This is a genomic window from Mesorhizobium sp. B2-4-12, from assembly GCF_006441575.1.
In the GTDB taxonomy this organism is placed as follows: domain Bacteria; phylum Pseudomonadota; class Alphaproteobacteria; order Rhizobiales; family Rhizobiaceae; genus Mesorhizobium.
Genome location: NZ_VFVC01000015.1, coordinates 1 through 17,013, shown reverse-complemented (window position 1 = coordinate 17,013; position 17,013 = coordinate 1). Strand labels below are relative to the sequence as shown.

15 protein-coding genes are annotated in these 17,013 nt (G+C 62.0%); 5 read left to right on the top strand and 10 right to left on the bottom strand.

What is annotated here, in order from left to right; translation table 11 throughout:
* From FJ934_RS11470 to FJ934_RS11460, 3 genes are read left to right on the top strand one after another with little or no spacing between them, the layout of a single operon-like run.
* A complete protein-coding gene (locus FJ934_RS11470) occupies window positions 1-783 on the top strand; it encodes an ABC transporter permease (protein ID WP_140609750.1) in 783 nt (260 codons plus the stop codon).
* A complete protein-coding gene (locus FJ934_RS11465; protein WP_140609749.1) occupies window positions 780-1,844 on the top strand; it encodes an ABC transporter ATP-binding protein in 1,065 nt (354 codons plus the stop codon). The genes FJ934_RS11470 and FJ934_RS11465 overlap by 4 nt, the downstream gene beginning before the upstream one ends.
* A gap of 3 nt (window positions 1,845-1,847) precedes the next feature.
* Window positions 1,848-2,609: an MBL fold metallo-hydrolase gene (locus FJ934_RS11460; protein WP_140609748.1), complete on the top strand. Its 762-nt coding sequence runs from the start codon at window positions 1,848-1,850 to the stop codon at window positions 2,607-2,609.
* A gap of 5 nt (window positions 2,610-2,614) precedes the next feature.
* On the opposite strand, the gene FJ934_RS11455 is transcribed toward FJ934_RS11460, so the two are convergent.
* From FJ934_RS11455 to FJ934_RS11445, 3 genes are all read right to left on the bottom strand, one after another.
* Window positions 2,615-3,379, bottom strand: a complete 765-nt coding sequence (locus FJ934_RS11455; RefSeq protein ID WP_246671486.1) for a TetR/AcrR family transcriptional regulator — start codon at window positions 3,377-3,379, stop codon at window positions 2,615-2,617.
* Between the two features lie 29 nt (window positions 3,380-3,408).
* Complete coding sequence (locus FJ934_RS11450; RefSeq protein ID WP_140609747.1) at window positions 3,409-4,836, bottom strand: amidase; 1,428 nt, start codon at window positions 4,834-4,836, stop codon at window positions 3,409-3,411.
* A 96-nt stretch (window positions 4,837-4,932) separates the two neighbouring features.
* Window positions 4,933-5,967: an extracellular solute-binding protein gene (locus tag FJ934_RS11445; protein WP_140609746.1), complete on the bottom strand. Its 1,035-nt coding sequence runs from the start codon at window positions 5,965-5,967 to the stop codon at window positions 4,933-4,935.
* A gap of 967 nt (window positions 5,968-6,934) precedes the next feature.
* Here FJ934_RS11445 and FJ934_RS11435 point away from each other — a divergent pair.
* Entirely contained in the window at window positions 6,935-7,708 is a 774-nt protein-coding gene (locus FJ934_RS11435; protein WP_140609744.1) for an NAD kinase, read from the top strand.
* A gap of 191 nt (window positions 7,709-7,899) precedes the next feature.
* Window positions 7,900-9,489 (top strand): DEAD/DEAH box helicase, encoded by a 1,590-nt coding sequence (locus FJ934_RS11430; RefSeq protein WP_181165588.1) that lies wholly within the window; start codon window positions 7,900-7,902, stop codon window positions 9,487-9,489.
* Between the two features lie 168 nt (window positions 9,490-9,657).
* On the opposite strand, the gene FJ934_RS11425 is transcribed toward FJ934_RS11430, so the two are convergent.
* The 7 genes from FJ934_RS11425 to FJ934_RS11395 form a co-directional block, all read right to left on the bottom strand.
* Window positions 9,658-10,266 (bottom strand): hypothetical protein, encoded by a 609-nt coding sequence (locus tag FJ934_RS11425; RefSeq protein ID WP_140609743.1) that lies wholly within the window; start codon window positions 10,264-10,266, stop codon window positions 9,658-9,660.
* Window positions 10,267-10,508: 242 nt separating this feature from the next.
* The gene (locus tag FJ934_RS11420) at window positions 10,509-11,159 is read right to left on the bottom strand and encodes an OmpA family protein (protein WP_140609742.1); all 651 of its coding nucleotides are present in this window, start codon (window positions 11,157-11,159) and stop codon (window positions 10,509-10,511) included.
* Between the two features lie 143 nt (window positions 11,160-11,302).
* On the bottom strand, window positions 11,303-11,671 hold the full coding sequence (locus tag FJ934_RS11415) for a GFA family protein (RefSeq protein WP_140609817.1): 369 nt from the start codon (window positions 11,669-11,671) through the stop codon (window positions 11,303-11,305).
* A gap of 206 nt (window positions 11,672-11,877) precedes the next feature.
* Complete coding sequence (locus FJ934_RS11410) at window positions 11,878-12,255, bottom strand: hypothetical protein (protein WP_140609741.1); 378 nt, start codon at window positions 12,253-12,255, stop codon at window positions 11,878-11,880.
* A 308-nt stretch (window positions 12,256-12,563) separates the two neighbouring features.
* Window positions 12,564-13,695 (bottom strand): peptide chain release factor 2 gene (gene prfB / locus FJ934_RS11405; protein ID WP_140609740.1). Its coding sequence is split into 2 segments (ribosomal slippage): window positions 12,564-13,628 and window positions 13,630-13,695, totalling 1,131 coding nucleotides; the frame shifts between segments, so codons are not numbered across the junction.
* A 225-nt stretch (window positions 13,696-13,920) separates the two neighbouring features.
* Window positions 13,921-16,377, bottom strand: a complete 2,457-nt coding sequence (locus FJ934_RS11400) for a penicillin-binding protein 1A (protein ID WP_140609739.1) — start codon at window positions 16,375-16,377, stop codon at window positions 13,921-13,923.
* 215 nt (window positions 16,378-16,592) lie between these two features.
* Window positions 16,593-17,013: N-acetylmuramoyl-L-alanine amidase (locus FJ934_RS11395; RefSeq protein ID WP_181165587.1), on the bottom strand; the 421-nt coding region annotated here is incomplete at its 5' end.

Below are 17,013 nucleotides of genomic sequence, written 5' to 3'. Positions count from 1 at the left end.
ATGCGCCGGTCTGTCCGCGTCATTTCCTGGGTCTATGCGCTTGCCGTCTACGGCTTCATCTTCCTGCCGGTTGTCGTGCTGGTGCTGTTCTCGCTGCAGTCGACCTCCTTCCCCATCCCGCCCTTCACCGGCCCGTCGCTGCGCTGGTACGATGCCGTGCTCTCCGACGCCAGGCTGACCTCGGCGCTGGTCAATTCGCTGCTGGTCGCGGTGCTTTCCTCGGCGACAGCCGTTACGCTCGGCTTCCTCTCGGCCTGGGGCTTCGCCCGCTTCGTGCTGCCGGGCTCGGGTGTGCTGCGCGGCCTGATCACGCTGCCGCTGACGGTCAGCTATCTCATCATCGGCATGGGCCTTCTGGTGCTATTCAACTGGGCCGGCGTGCCGAAGTCGCTGCTCGCCGCCGGTATTGGCCATGTCGTGATCAACCTGCCGCTCTGCTTCGCCATCATCTACAGCCAGATGGGCGACCACCAGATCAACATCGAGCGTGCCGCGCGCGACCTCGGCGCGCCGGAGTGGAAGGTGCTGCTCCTCATCACCGTGCCGGTCATGGCGCCGGCCATCTTCGCCGGCTTCTTCCTGTCGATGACCTTCTCCTGGGACGAGTTCGTGATCTCTTTCCTACTCACTCGTTTCGACACCACATTGCCCGTGGAAATCTGGAACCTGCTGCGCTCCGGCCTCAATCCAAAAACCAATGCCGTCGGTTCGCTGGTCTTTGCCGTTTCCATCGTGCTGGTGGTGCTGTTCGAACTGACTTTGCTGCGCAGGAGAAAGCCATGACCGCGCCCCTGGTCGACATCCGCAGTGTCTCGCACCGTTTCGGGCAGCTGGCCGTACTGAAGAACGTCTCGCTGCGGATCGAGCCCGGCAGCTATACGATCCTGCTCGGGCCGTCGGGCTCCGGCAAGACGACGCTGCTGTCCATACTGGGCGGCTTCGTCACCCCAAGCGAAGGCAAAGTCTTTATCCGTGGCGAGGACTGCACATCGGTGCCGCCGGCCAAGCGGCCGACGACAACCGTGTTCCAGGACTACGCGCTGTTTCCGCATATGAGCGTCGGCGGCAATGTCGGCTTCGGCCTGCGTATGCAGGGCGTCGATGGCGCAACACGCGCCGCCCGGGCGCGCGAGGCGCTGGCGCTGGTAGGCCTTGCCTCCGCCTTCGACAAGAAGCCGCACCAGCTTTCCGGCGGCCAGCGGCAGCGCGTCGCGCTGGCGCGTGCGCTGGTCATCGAGCCGGCGGTACTTTTGCTCGACGAACCGCTCGGTGCGCTCGATCTCAAACTGCGGCGGCAAATGCAGGACGAGTTGAAGGCGATCCAGAAGCGCGTCGGCACCGCCTTCATCCATGTCACCCACGACCAGGAGGAAGCGATGGCGCTGGCCGACCACTGCGTGGTCATGAATGATGGGCGTATCGAGGACGAAGGCCCGCCCGAGCGTGTCTATGCCAGGCCGGCGACGCGCTTTTCGGCGACCTTCATGGGCGAAAGCACGATCCTTGCCGGAACGGTGATGAAAGCGACAAACGGTGCAATCACGGTTTCGACGCCAGCGGGTGCGATCTCGCTGTCCGGCGCTCAGCCGGCCGGTACCGGCATTGCGCTTGCTATCCGGCCGGAACACCTGCGCCTTGGTGAGACCAAAAGCGATATTGCGCTGGGTGCCGCCAAAGTCAGCGATGTCGTCTTCCAAGGCAGCTTCAAACGCGTGCTGGCGACTTCGGCGTTGGATCCGGCACTGCAGTTCATCGCCAGGGCACCCGCATCCACAACTGTTCAGGCAGGCGACACTGTCGTGGTTTCGTGCAACGCTGACGACATCATCCAGCTGGCGGACTGAGACATGAGTGTGCTTCCAGCTATCGACGCGGCAGACTGGTACGAGACCATCCGCATGGCCGACGGCGTCACGCTGATCCATGAACCATGGATCAAACCCTTCTTCCGCTGCAACATGTGGCATGTGCGCGGTCGAGACCGTGACCTCCTCTTCGACACCGGGCTCGGCCATTTCAGCCTGCGCACGCATGTGCCTTTGGTGACGGAGCGCAAGCTCACCTGCGTCGCCAGCCACACGCATTTCGACCATATCGGCTGCCATCACGAATTTCCCGACCGTTGCGTGCACAGCGCCGAGGCGGAAATCCTCGCCGATCCGCGCAGCGAATGGACGGTTGCCGACCGCTACGCCACCGACGAAATGTTCGATCGGCTGCCGCAAGGCTGGGACACCGCGCGTTACGACATTTTACCCGCGCCGGCCGACCGTCTGCTCGAGCATGGCGACATTGTGGATCTCGGTGACCGTGCCTTCGAGGTCGTCCATACGCCGGGCCATTCGCCTGGCGGCATCGCGCTCTACGAGAGAAAGACCGGCATCCTGCTGTCCGGTGACATCATCTATGACGGCCCGCTGATCGACGACGTCTACCACTCGGACATCCCGGATTATATGGCCACGCTGATCGCCATGCGCGACCTCGATGTCTCGGTCGTGCATGGCGGCCATTTCCCCAGCTTCGGCAAGGTACGCTACCGACAGTTGATCGACGAGTATCTGGCGCGGAAGCGCCAGGCCGGCTGCCATTTGCGGCAGCGCCCCTAACGGGCTCAACGCATCAATTCGAAATGTCGCGGAAATGCCTGATGCAGCAGGAGCAGCATGGTCTTGCGCAGAACGTCGGTATCGCGCCCGGAAGGGTTCAGATGATCCCAGTACCACGCACCATGAACCAGATAATTCAGACTCTCCGACAGGGTGTCTATGTCAACACCCGTATAGGCGCCGTTGCGCGCTATCTCGATCAACAGCTCGCGCGCTTCGGCGGTGTAGGCGAGGTCACTGGGCAGGCCAATCTCATTGTAGATCTGCATGCTCTTGCGGTCGCTGGAGAACACGACGAAGACCGACACCCATTTCGGATGCTGCCGGGCAAAACGTTGCGCGCATTCGACGGCGCCCAGCAGCCTGTCAACCGGCGAGAGGCCGGGCGCCCGCACCAGGTTGAACCACAGCTCGTCATACTGATCGCTGAGATATTGCAGGACGGCCCGGAACAAGTTCTCCTTGCTGCCAAAGTGGAAGACGACCAGCGCGTTGGACGAGCCGACATGTTCGGCGATGCGCTGCATGGTGACACTCGCCAGGCCCTCCTCCGCGATGAGCTCGATGGTCGCGTCGATGATGCGCTGGACGCTCGCTTCGCCGCGTTCGCGCCGACGGTCCCTGGGCGGGGCATCGTTTGCCGAGTCCCTGCCCTTCGTCGGCGCGGCCTTGCGTTTCTCCGGCTTTGCGGTTGCCTTGCGCTGCGCCATTTTCGTCAGCCCTTTCGGACCCGTGGCGGAAATATTTCGCCGCACGGATTGCTTTGCCATACGGACCGCCGGCTCATCCCCCAAACCGCTTAAAGCGACGGGCGTGTCCCGGCATTTCCATACCATTGCCCCCGAGCCGTTTCATAGGCCAGCCCGGCCCGGAAAACGTCAGCATCGCAGTAGGTGCGGCCGACGATCTGGATGCCTGTCGGCACGCCGTTGGCGGCGTGGCCAGACGGTATGGAAAGAACCGGGCAGCGGCTCATCATGTTGAACGGCGTCGTCATCACCCAGCCCAGCGACGGGTTCACCTGCTTCCCGTTGATCTCGACAGTGTCCCTGGTCTGGTCGAACTCCGCCGGAACCGCCGGGATAGCGTTTGTCGGGCAAATGAGCACGTCATACTTTTCCAGCAACGGGCCAAGGGTCTGGTACATCCTGCCGGCGACATCCAGTGTTGCGACAAAATCCGTGGCCTTCGACTTTTGCCCGTCCTCGGCGAACTTGCGGGCATAGCTGGTCATGTCGTCGGCGTGCCGTTGGAGCAGTTGCGACAGCGACGCGCCGAACAGATGCTCGAGATACATCATGGCGGCCTTGAGCACCTCATCGCCCCAGCCCAGATCGACCTCCTCGACAGTGGCGCCCAGCGACCGGAAGACGTCGCACGCGGTAAGCGTGTTCTTGCGAACCTCCGGATTCACCTCATAGGAGCCGAGATCCATGGAGAAAGCGATCCTCCAGCCCTGGATCGGCTTGTAGTCGAACGGCAGGCGCAATTTGGGGCGAAGCGTCGCGATGTCGAGCGGGCTTGGCCCGGCCATGACGTTCTGCAGCAGGATCGCGTCCTTCACGGTGCGCGCCAACGGTCCCGTGTGGCAGTAGAAGTCGAGATTGAAGGGCGGATCATCCGGGTTTCGACCGTAGGGCGGCTTGAAGCCGACAAGGCCGCAAGCCGATGCGGGAATGCGGATCGACCCGCCAATGTCGGATCCCGTCGCGATCGAGGAGGTGCCCGAAGCCAGCGTCGCCGCCGCGCCGCCCGATGAACCGCCCGGAGTGAAGTCCGGGTTCCATGGATTGCGCGTGACGCCCCATCGCTTCGACCAGGTATAGCCGGCGCAGCTGAATTCTGGCGTCGCGGTACGCGCGTGGACGATGCCGCCGGCCTTGATGATGCGCTCATTCATGGTCGAGGTGTGGCCGCCAATGGCATCTTTCGACAGCAGCGAACCGTGCGACGTCGGCTTGCCCTTGATGTAGCTCTCGTCCTTGATGCCGATCGGCAGGCCCTCGAGCGCACCGGTTCTGGCGCCTTTGGCGTATTTCGCCTCGGCCTTGGCGGCCAGCTCCATCGCCTCCTCGAAATGCGTGAACGTGAAGCAGTTGATCGCCGATCTGGTGGCTTCGGCGCGGCGAATGGTGGCCCGCATCAATTCGACGGGCGAGAGTTTCTTCGCCTTGAACAGCCGCAGCGCCTCATGGGCCGGCATGTAGCAAAGGTCGAGATCGGACATCGGAAGTCTCCCGCGATCAAGAGACCGCACTTGGCATGAAGGTGGCCGGGCCGCGCGTTGCGGCCCGGTGGCTGTTCCCGGAGTCGGCTGGCAGCGCTATTTCTGGAGGTCGGTCCAGATTTTCGTGTAGAGCGCCTGCACATTCGGCGGACAGGCCTGCATGAACTGGCCCTTGGCGGCAAATTCGGCCGGAATTGCCACTTCAGGCGCGGCCTTCATGTCGTCCGGCATGAAAGCGTCGGATCCCTTGATGCCATTGGAGTAGCGCGCGAAGGCCGAGATCATCGCGGCATTCTTTGGGTCCATGATGAAATTCTGGAAAAGCTTGGCGTTCTCGACATTCTTGGCGTCCTTGAGGACGGCGACATTGTCCATCCAGATCGGAAAGCCTTCCTTCGGATAGCCGTAGACGATCTTGTCGTTCTGCAGCCGCTCGCGCAGCGATATGCCATTCCAGTTGACGCCGGCGGCAATGTCGCCCCTGCCCAGGCCGTCGACGGCCGCATAGTCGAGCGAAAGCCATTTCGCCTTCGCCTCGACCAGCTTGTCGTGCACCTTCTTCAGCACTTGCATGTCGTCGGTGCAATATTTGCCGCCCTCGTAGGCGATGGCGAGGAACAGGATATCGCCCATTTCGGGGACGACGTTGATCTTGCCGGCGAGTTCCGGCGGCGGGTCGAGGAAGATCGCAGAGGTGTTCGGGTCGCCGGCATAAACCGACTTGTTCACCGAAATGCCCGTTGTCCCCCACTGCCACGGAACGGTGTATTTGCGGCCCGGATCGAATGGGACATCGACCCATCGCGGATCGACATTCTTGAAATTCTCCATCTTGCTGGGATCGGTCTCGAGCAACAGGCCTTCGCTGATCCAGACCGGGACGGCGCTGGCCGACGGCACCACGATATCGTAGCCGGACGCGCCCTGGCGGACCTTGGCCAACGCGGTGTCGTTGGAGTCGTAATCGGTGACGGTGACCTTGACCTTGTAGGTCTCCTCGAACTTCTTGATCAGGTCCGGGCTGGTGTAGTTGCCCCAGTTGTAGATGTTGAGTTCGCCATCGGCGCGGGCAATGCCTGTTACGGCGAAAAGCGATAGCCCAACGGCCGCCGCTGTCAGTTTCCAGTTCATGCTAGTGCTCCCATTGTTGGGACCGGCCGCGTCGCCGCCTCAGGTCCATTTCCTGCGATGAACAAGCCTGTTGACGCCTTTCGTCCCGATGATGGGCCGGACGGCTGTCGAGATATTTCCCTCTTCGCGGCCATTCACAGGCAAATGCCGGCTGGCCAACTCGGTTATCCCCGAGGCTAAATTATAACTAACTATACAGTCAATATCTTTTCGCCGGCACTACCGCGACCTAATCAGATGCCCTGCACTTTCCAGGCGGCGAGCCGCTGACAGAATGGCGGCGCAGGCTCGGCCGCGGCTGTTGGCGGGAAGCGAAATCCGATAGTCTGGCCCTCGATTCCTCGGTTTCCGCCAAGACCGCAGGCGATCCAGCAGCAGGCAAGACATGCCGAGCATCGGCGGCGGTTCCATGGCGTGGATGGACGATCGTGCTTTCGCGACCTAGAGCGCTCTTTGCGGGCAAGGCATCCCTGCGGCATCGCCGCAGCGTGACGCCGTGGGTAATGGTCTGGTGCTCATTGCTTCCGACTGGCGCACAAGCTCGGCGAAGACCAGCGCGAAGCTACCCAGCATGACAAAAACGACGATCAGGCGTGTTACCGGCAATGTGTCGGCCTCGTCTGGCTGGCGCATGTCCCGGGTATGAGGATTTTCCAGGAATCATGCGCACGATCAAAAGTGCCGCAGCCTCCATTTGACCATCCCGAAGGATACAGCGGTGCTGCGGGCGCCCCACGCTGCCCATGCCGGCTAACATGATCGATCCGCGTTTACGAGAGTTTAAGCCCCGCCTTAACCATCACATTCGCTCGCGCTTTGACATGAAGCGCGAGCTACCGGCTTTGGCGACGCAGCCCGGCGCAGTTTCGCTGGCCGACATACCGGCTCTCTTTGCAGACCCGCCCGCCCATGCTACCCCGGCGCTGGCGCGGCCGGAATCTCGCCAATCGGTCGCGATCGGGGAGCCATGAGCACAGCCGCCAACAGCATCGCCTTCGTTTCGTCCGACACAGCAGACGCCAAGGCGGCGCTGGAAAGCCTGACGAGGCGCTATGGTCAGTGTTCGGTCGCGGACGCGGGCGTTGTGGTGGCCTTGGGCGGCGACGGCTTCCTGCTGCAGACTTTGCGCGACACGATGGGAACGGGAAAGAAGGTCTACGGCATGAACCGTGGCACCATCGGCTTCCTGATGAATGAGTACCGGTCCGGAGGGCTCACCGAGCGCATCGCGGCCGCGGTCGCTGAAACGATCCGCCCGCTCGAAATGCAGGCCGTCACCTCGGAAGGCGAAACGGTGTCGGCGCTGGCGATCAACGAAGTGGCGCTGTGGCGCCAATCCTATCAGACGGCCAAGATCCGCATCAGTGTCGACGACCAGATACGGCTCGAGGAACTGAGCTGCGATGGCGTAATGATCGCCACGCCTGCGGGATCGACCGCTTACAATCTTTCCGCGCACGGCCCGATCCTGCCGCTCGACGCTCCGCTTCTGGCGCTTACGCCGGTCAGCCCGTTTCGCCCGCGCCGCTGGCGTGGTGCGTTGCTCTCCAACAAGGCGACCGTGCGCTTCGACATTCTGGAGCCTGAAAAGCGGCCGGTGAACGCCGCCGCCGACCACACGGAGGTCAAGGCGGTGACTTCCGTGACAGTGCGGGAATCGCCGACAGCCACAGCGACCTTGCTGTTCGATCCCAACCATTCCTGGAACGAACGCATCCTGGCTGAACAGTTCCGTTACTGAGCCGGCACAGAGAGAAGCGGCCGGATTAAGCATCGCGATTAAGGTTACGACTTCACAATCGCGCCAATCCCGCCTGTTTCTGTTGACAAATCGTGGACTTGCGCCTAATCGCATACCAACTTTGCAGGCGCGCGGCGCTTGCCGCGACGAATGACGTTGCGCCTCCCCGAACCAGCCAAAGACGACAACACTTGTCCTCAGACACCACGATCGCTCAAGAAGCGTTGACCTTTTCAGACCTCGGCCTGTCGCCGAAGGTGCTTTCCGCAGTCACCGATGCCGGCTACACGCAGCCGACTCCGATTCAGGCCGGCGCCATCCCGCACGCCTTGCTCGGCAAGGACGTGCTGGGTATTGCCCAGACCGGCACCGGCAAGACGGCCTCCTTCGTGCTGCCGATGCTGACCCGGCTGGAAAAGGGCCGCGCCCGCGCCCGCATGCCGCGCACGCTGATCCTGGAGCCGACGCGCGAACTCGCCGCACAGGTCGAGGAAAACTTCGTCAAATACGGCAAGAACCACAAGCTCAACATTGCGCTGCTGATCGGCGGCGTGTCGTTCGACGAGCAGGACAAGAAGCTGGAACGCGGCGCCGACGTGCTGATCGCGACGCCGGGCCGCCTGCTCGACCACCGCGAACGTGGCAAGCTGCTGCTCAATGGTGTCGAGATCCTTGTCATCGACGAGGCCGACCGCATGCTCGACATGGGCTTCATTCCCGATATCGAGCGCATCTGCGAGATGATCCCGTTCACCCGGCAGACGCTGTTCTTCTCGGCGACCATGCCGCCCGAGATCACCAAGCTGACGGAGAAATTCCTGCATGCCCCGGTGCGTGTCGAGGTTTCCAAGGCAGCCTCCACCGCCACCAATATTACGCAGCGGCTGGTGAAATCCGGCTCCAAGCCATGGGACAAACGCGAGACGCTGCGCAACCTGATAAAGGCCGAAGACGCGGAACTGAAGAACGCCATCATCTTCTGCAACCGCAAGGTCGAGGTGTCGGAGCTGTTCCGCTCGCTGCTGAAGCATGATTTCGATGCCGGCGCACTGCATGGTGACATGGACCAGCGCGCGCGCATGCAGATGCTGGCTAATTTCCGAGACGGCAAATTGCGCTATCTCGTCGCTTCGGACGTGGCCGCGCGCGGCCTCGATATCCCCGACGTCAGCCACGTCTTCAACTACGACGTTCCGATCCATGCCGAGGATTATGTCCACCGTATTGGCCGCACCGGCCGCGCTGGTCGCTCGGGCAAGTCCTTCACCATCGCGACCAAGTCCGACACCAAGTATATCGACGCCATCGAACGGCTGATCGGCACCAAGATCGAGTGGCATGACGGCGACCTGTCGACGGTTGTTGCCAGCGAGAGCGAGGATGATGCTCCGCGCCGTGGCAAAGGCGCGCCGCGTCGTGCCGGCCGCAAGGACGAGGACCGCAAGGCCCATGATCGCAAGGACAATGGCGAGCGCAAGCGAGGCGGCGAACGTCGTGCCCGACGCAGCGAGGAAGATGCCCCGGCCGCGGTTGCCCAGCAGAGCGAACAGCCCGATGCACCCGAGTCGGCCGTGGCCGACATTGTCGAACGGCGCGCGCGCAAGGATGCGATCCGTTCGGAAAACACCGAGCGCAAGACGTCCTCGGATCGAGCACCGGAGCGCGGTGACACCAGGCCCCAGCGCAACCGCCCTGCCCGCCAGCATCAGGAAGACAATGATAGCACCGTCGGCTTCGGCGACGACATGCCGGCCTTCATGCGCATCGTCGCCAAGGTCTGATCGCCGAACGATTGAAAGCAAGCCGGCCATCCGGCTTGCCCTGCCGGCAGGCGTCTAGCCGCGTCGCGTGTGAACCGAGTCAGGCGACGCGCTTTAGGCCTTTGTTTCCTCCATGTCGTGCTCCCAAGGGACCACTTCTGGCGACATGCATTAGCTCTGACTTGCCTGTTACATCGGTCCAGGCACCATCTTGGTCGGTTTCTCCAGCATCGGAAACTCGGCCTTGTTGCATTTCACGTTCGGGTTCGTCGGGCTGAACATGCCGTTCGGATTGTCCCTGAACAGCCAAGCGTGAAGATCGTAGTGGACGAACTCCCTCGGAATGAGCGGGTAGTGTCCCTCCATCGGGCCCTGGAAGGTTTGGCCGAGCAGTTTCGGCGGCTCCTTGATGTCCGGCGTCAGCGGCACCAGCCATTCCACCCCGACCAGGCGCAAGCCCTTTTTCGTCGGTTCGTAGATCAGCACATTGGGGCGCATCGGATCGAGTTTTTGGCCGACACTTTGAGCGTTGACGAAATGGATGCCCATGGCGCCTTTCGGATAGTCCATCGCGCCCGGTATCTTTTCTCCGCTGTAATAGACGCAGCCGACTGTCGACAGATAGAGGTCGCGAACGGCGACGGTGTAGTCCTGATATTTGGCCAGCGATTTTTTCAAGGCGTCGATGTCGGCCTTGTTGGCGTCTTCGGCCACGGCCGAAGCGACGCCTAACCATGCGCCTACAATACTCGTCAAAGCGAGGACGCCGCAGCGCCCAAGGCAGGCTGTTCTTGTCATGCATTCCTCCCAGATTTTCTGATCTGGCCGTTCAAGACGGAGGCGGAAAATGCTGATTGCGCGGCCAGTTGTACCGCCTCATCCCCTCTGGACAGCCACGATGCTATTCCTTTCCACGGCCGCAGGAAAGCAGCTATTTAGAACTAGCTAATTCCCCAGCGCGCCAATCTGAAGAGCGCCGAAATCGGCTCAAACAAAAACGGCCCCACATGGGACCGTTTCGCATTCGCATGCCGTCCAGTTCAGGTGAGCGGAGAAAGCTGGATCTCGACGCGCCGGTTTTGGGCGCGGCCTTCGGCCGTTGCATTGGATGCGACAGGCCGCGTCTTGCCGAAGCCGGTGACGGCAAAGCGGCGCGAATCGACGCCCTGACCGGACAGATAGTTGGCGACGGCCAGCGCACGCCGCTGCGACAGATCGAAATTGTGCTGGTCGCCGCCGGTCGAATCGGTATGGCCGAAGACATCGACGGTCGTCTGGCGGAACTTCTTCAGTACCAGCGCGACGGAATTCAGCACCGGATAGAAGCCGGGCTTCACCGCGTCCTGATCGACATTGAAGGTGATGTCGGATGGCATGTTGAGGATGATCTGGTCGCCACTGCGGGTGACGCTGACTCCGGTGCCCTGAAGCTGGCGGCGCAGCTCGGCCTCGTTCTGATCCATGGTGGCGCCGATGGCGCCGCCGGCCAGTGCACCAATACCGGCGCCAATCAAGGCGTTGCGGCGATCATTGCCACCGGCAAGCAGGCCGAGGCTGGCGCCAGCCAAGGCGCCGAGGCCGGCACCAGCGGCCGTGTTGGAAATCTTCTGGTCGCCGGTATACGGATCGGTCGTGGTGCAGGCGCTCACGAGCAAAGCCGTCGCCACAACGACGAGCACGGTCTTCTTCATAGGATGGTCCCTCTCCAAGTCACGCCATTGCGATGGCGCCAAATCAGCCCTTCCCGCGACTTGTACCATGAAATACGGCGAAAAGCGGAATGGCAAAAGCGCCTGCCTCAGCTTTTCCCCGGAGCTGACTGACGCTTGGAAGGCTACCAGAGATTCTTGCCGTCAATGACCACCACTTCGACCTTGTCGAGATCGAAATCGTCGAATAGCCGAGAATTGACGCTGATCTTCGGATTGTCGAAATCCGGCTCGCCAGTCGACCAATCCGGCGTTTCCGTGAAGGTGCCGCAGCCACAGGTCGGGCAAAAACCATGTTTTACAGTCTTCGAGCCCCATTGATAGAAGGTCACGTTTTTCATCGGGGTAATAAGCTTGAACTGCGATGGGGTGTAGTAGGCCCAGAGCGAGCCGCGTTTCGAGCAGAACGAACAGGTGCATCGCGTCACCGTTTCTGGCGCCTGCGAAACCTCGAACGCGGTGGCCTTGCAGTGGCAGCTTCCCTTGATGGTCATGAACATCACCTCTCCATTGTCCGCCGCCCGCGCGGCAAGGCACCATAAAGAAGCGATCCTGACAACTGTCCGTCAGCAGGCTTTTGCCCGCGGACAGCAGTCAGCGGCTCTAAAGCGTGTCGCGTTCGAACGGATTGTGGCGACGCACTTTAGGTCTCTGTTTCATGCTTGTCGGGCTCCCGGAACCGGGACCCAGGCGACATGCATCAGTAAGACTGCGGCGGCACAAACAGGCAGATCGTCTTGCCTGCATCGAGACCGGCCACGTGAGCACACCAATGAAACTCACCGTCGGGCGAATCCTTGATCCGCCTGTCGCTGTAGGCCAGCACCTCCCCGGTATCCTTGATGACATAGCCTTCCGGGCGCTCGCTGATCGAGGTCTGCGATACCTCGCGGCAGTCGTAGTTCGCGCAGCAGGCGAACGGATAGCTCCAGCCTTGCGGTTTGGCCGCGGTCGGCTTGGCGTCATGCGCCAGGGCTGGCGCCGTCAGGGCAGCTATCGCGCAGGCAGCACACAGAGGCAGGAGAGGCCGGCCAACCGATGGAACGGCAAAGGCCGATCTAAAACCGGCAGAGAACATGGCAACGCTCCTTTCAAACGAGATTCAAGCATTTCGCTTGCCCGTTCCCGGAACGTGTCTTCCCAGTGGCCGAACCGTCAGCAGATACGCCGCGACCGGCCATATATGCTTTGCCTCCTCCTACCTCTAATGGTGAGCCGAAATGCGAGCCGGCGCAAGCAATAGCTGCGTAGCCGGCCCATGCGCTGCCATCGCGGCAGCCACAGCGCGCTTTCACACAGCGCCAGCTCGTCGCGACAATGGTGAAAAAGGGCGAACCAAATGCGCGACTGTCATTCGCTGGCCTGCGTCGCAGGACATCGGCTGACCTAATCCAGGTCCGCCATCACTTCGCCCGCGCCGCCCTCGATGCGTTGCGACAGCGAGGCCTCCATGAATTCATCGAGGTCGCCGTCGAGCACGCTCGACGGGCTGGTGCTTTCGACACCGGTGCGCAGGTCCTTCACCAACTGGTAGGGCTGCAGCACATAGGAGCGGATCTGGTGACCCCAGCCGATGTCGCTCTTCGAGGCTTCGGTGGCATTGGCGATGGCCTCACGCTTCTTCAGCTCTTCCTCGTAGAGGCGCGAGCGCAGCATTTCCCAAGCCTTTGCCCGGTTCTTGTGCTGCGAACGCTCGGCCTGGCAGGCGACCGCGATGCCCGTGGCGATATGGGTGATGCGCACGGCCGAATCGGTGGTGTTGACGTGCTGGCCACCTGAGCCGGAGGAGCGATAGGTGTCGATGCGCACGTCCGATTCGGAAACGTCGATCTCGATCGTGTCGTCGACGACAGGATAGACCCAGATACTGGAAAAGGACGTATGCCGGCGCGCGTTGCTGTCATAAGGTGAAATACGCACCAGGCGGTGGACGCCCGATTCGGTCTTCAGCCAGCCATAGGCATTGTGGCCCTTGATCAGCAATGTCGCGGACTTGATGCCCGCTTCTTCGCCGTCATGCACTTCCAGCACCTCGACCTTGAACCGGCGGCGCTCGGCCCAGCGCGTGTACATGCGCAAAAGCATCGAGGCCCAGTCCTGGCTCTCGGTACCGCCGGCGCCGGCATGAATTTCGAGATAGGTGTCGTTGGCGTCGGCTTCGCCCGACAGCAGCGTCTCGACCTGGCGGGCCTTCGCCTCGCCCTGCATCGAGCGGATCGCGGCTTCCGCCTCGGCAATGACGCCCTCGTCACCCTCTTCCTCGCCGAGCTCGATCAGGCCGATATTGTCTTCCAGGGCCTGGGTCAGGCCCTTGACCGCCGCTATGCCTTCCTCGAGGCCTTGGCGTTCGCGCATCAGCTTCTGCGCTTCCAGCGGTTCGTTCCAGAGGCTGGCGTCCTCGGCACGGACATTCAGGTATTCAAGCCGTTTAATGGCCTGATCCCAGTCAAAGATGCCTCCTCAGCAGGGTTATCGCCTGCCTGATCTCGTCGACAATATTCTGCGTTTCCGCGCGCATGGCCTGGTATTTTGTCCTGTTGCTGAAAGTGACGGTTAGAGCGGATCGGTGTTTGAAGGAAACGCCGAATCGCTGCAACTTTTCTGTTTGACGCAATTCCGGACGGAAAACCGCTAGGCATTTTCCTGGAATTGCTCTGGTCGGCGCGATACATAGGGACGGTGCTGCCGCGTGTAAAGCGAAATGGGCCAGCCCCGGGCTGGCCCATGGTCGGGATTTGAACCGTCAGTAGAGGCCGCCGCCACCGTCCTGAATGGCCTGGTTGGCCTGCGGCGATAGTGCGCCGCCGGAGGCGTTGGAGCCGTCGGCGCCCATGCCGATCACCCAATAGCTGTCGGCGGGGCCGGTACCTGGCTTGAAGGCCTCGATGATGGTGCCCGGGTCACCCGGTGTCGCCCGCATGCCGGTCTTGCGGTTGATGGCGATCAGGCTCATGCCATCGGGAACCTTGAAGTCGACATTGGGCGTGCCGTCCAGCGCCACACGCATGAAATCCTTGAAGATCGGAGCGGCGAGACCGCCGCCGGTGGCGCCATGGCCAAGGCCGCGCGGCGTGTCGTAGCCCATATAGAGGCCGACGACGAGGTTGGGCGTAAATCCGATGAACCAGGCGTCCTTCTCGTCATTGGTCGTTCCGGTCTTGCCGGCGATGTGGCGGCCGAGCTCGCCGATGGTGGCGCCGGTGCCGCGCTGCACGACGCCTTCCATCATCGAGGTGATCTGGTATGCGGTCATCGGATCGAGCACCTGCTCGGAATTGTCGACCAGTTCCGGCTCCGGCTGGTTCTTCCATTCAGGCGCGTTGCAGCCCTCGCAGCCACGCTCATCCTGCTTGAACACCGTCTTGCCGTAGCGATCCTGGATGCGGTCGATCAGCGACGGCTTGATCGACTTGCCGCCATTGGCCATGATCGAATAGGCCGAAACCATGCGCATGACAGTCGTCTCGCCGGAGCCAAGCGCCATCGGCAAATACGGCGCCAGATGATCGTAGACGCCGAAGCGCTCCGCATATTCGACGACCAGCTTCATGCCCATGTCGTTGGCAAGCCGCACCGTCATCAGGTTGCGTGACTTCTCGATGCCGGAGCGCAGGGTTGCCGGCCCGGCGACGGTGCCGTCATAGTTCTTCGGCGTCCAGGTCGTGTTGCCGCTCTGGATGGTGATCGGTCCGTCCATGATCACCGAGGCCGGCGTATAGCCGTTGTCGAGTGCGGCCGAATAGACGATCGGCTTGAACGAAGAGCCTGGCTGGCGCATCGCCTGGGTGGCGCGGTTGAACTCGGACTGGGCGTAGGAGAAACCGCCGACCATGGCCAGCACGCGGCCGGTATGCGGATCCATCGCGATCAGGCCGCCTTCCACCTCGGGAACCTGGCGCAGGCTGTAGGCATTGTCGGAGCCCTCGTTCTTCTGCACGAAGATGACGTCGCCCGGTTTGAGCACTTCGGCCGGCGACTTGGCCTTGACGGTCTTGCCGCCAACCACATGGCGCATGGCGAAGCCCATGTCGTCCTTGCTGACAGTCCCTTCGACACGTTCCTTGACGATGTCGCCAGACGCCTGGCGCGCGGGCTGCAGGCCGATCGACAGGCCGGTCGCGGAACTGTCGAGCACGACGGCGAGCGACCATTCGGGAACATCCTCGAGGCCCTTGACGTTGCCCAGAGGCACACCCCAGTCACCGGACACATCGATTGATTTCACCGGCCCGCGATAACCGCGCAGCGTATCGTACTTCAACAGGCCGTTCTGCATCGCCTTGCGGGCAATGAGCTGTATCTTCGGATCAAGCGTCGTGCGAACGGACAGGCCGCCTTCGTAAAGCGCGTTCTCGCCATAGCGGGCGATGATCTGGCGGCGCACCTCTTCGGTGAAATACTCGCCGGCGAAAAGATAGGTACCGGTGCGGCGTGGCGTCACGCCGAGCGGCTCGGCCTTGGCCTTGTTGCCTTCCTCACGCGTGACGTAGCCATTCTCGACCATCTGGTCGATGACCCAGTTACGGCGCTCAATCGCGCGATCGGCATGCTTGAAGGGGTGGTAATTGTTCGGTCCCTTCGGCAGGGAGGCCAGGTAAGCGGCCTCGGCCACGGTCAGCTCGTTCACCGACTTGTCGAAATAGGTAAGCGCCGCGCCGGCCACACCATAGGCGCCGAAGCCGAAGAAGATTTCGTTGAGGTAGAGCTCGAGAATGCGATCCTTGGGATAGGCCTGCTCAATGCGGAAGGCCAGGATCATCTCCTTGATCTTGCGCTCGTAGGTCTGGTCCGCGGTCAACAGGAAGTTCTTTGCCACCTGCTGGGTAATCGTGGAGGCGCCGACCTGACGCCTGCCCGAGCCAAGATTCTGGAAGTTGACGATGATGGCGCGGCCAAGGCCGGTCACGTCGATGCCGGGGTGATTGTAGAAGTTCTTGTCCTCGGCCGACAGGAACGCCGCCTTGACGCGATCCGGGATCGCCTGGATTGGCAGGTACAGGCGCCGCTCGCGCGCATATTCGGCCATCAGCGAGCCGTCCGAGGCATGGATGCGGGTGGTCACCGGCGGCTCATACTTGGCCAGCACCTCGTAGTCGGGCAGATCCTTGGACAGATGGCTGATGTAAATCGCAACGCCCGCCGCGACCAGAAGGGCCAGCGTCGTGCCGATGCCGAAGAAATAGCCAATGAGACGAATCATACCCGCTCCAGTCCTTGGTTCGGGAATTTCCTAAACGAAGCCGCCTTCCACGCAAGCTTTCGAGCCGGGTCCCAAACCGTAATCGAAAACCCATGTCGCCACCATGTGGACAAAATACGGCAAGGCCTGATTTCGTGACCGCGCGCCGGAAATAAAGGCAGCTTGTGTTGTCGTCGCGCAACGCCGCCTCCGGTTGCGCGTGCCCGTGAGGCATGTCAGCCCCCGGTTCCGGTTCCGGCCCGGGCGGAAGCGAACAGCGCAACAGCGTTGGTGATGCTTTGCGCGGCCTTGCCGCGCCACTCGGCGTTGAGGAGCTGCGCCTCGTCCTTGGCGTTCGAGAGATAGCCGAGCTCGACCAGCACGGATGGCACGTCTGGCGCCTTCAGCACCTTGAATCCCGCGGAACGTTGCGGATTGTTGATGAGGCCCACGCTGGTCGACAGCTGGCCGACCAATGTGTGGGCAAAACTCATCGAGAAGGTGTGCGTCTCGCGGCGGATCAGATCGATCAGGATGTCTGTCACTTCCTTGTTGTCGTCCTTGATAACCATGCCGGCGAACTGGTCGGAGAGATTTTCGCGGTCGGCAAGCGCCTGTGCCTCGGGGTCCGACGCCTTGTCGGAGACGGTGTAGACG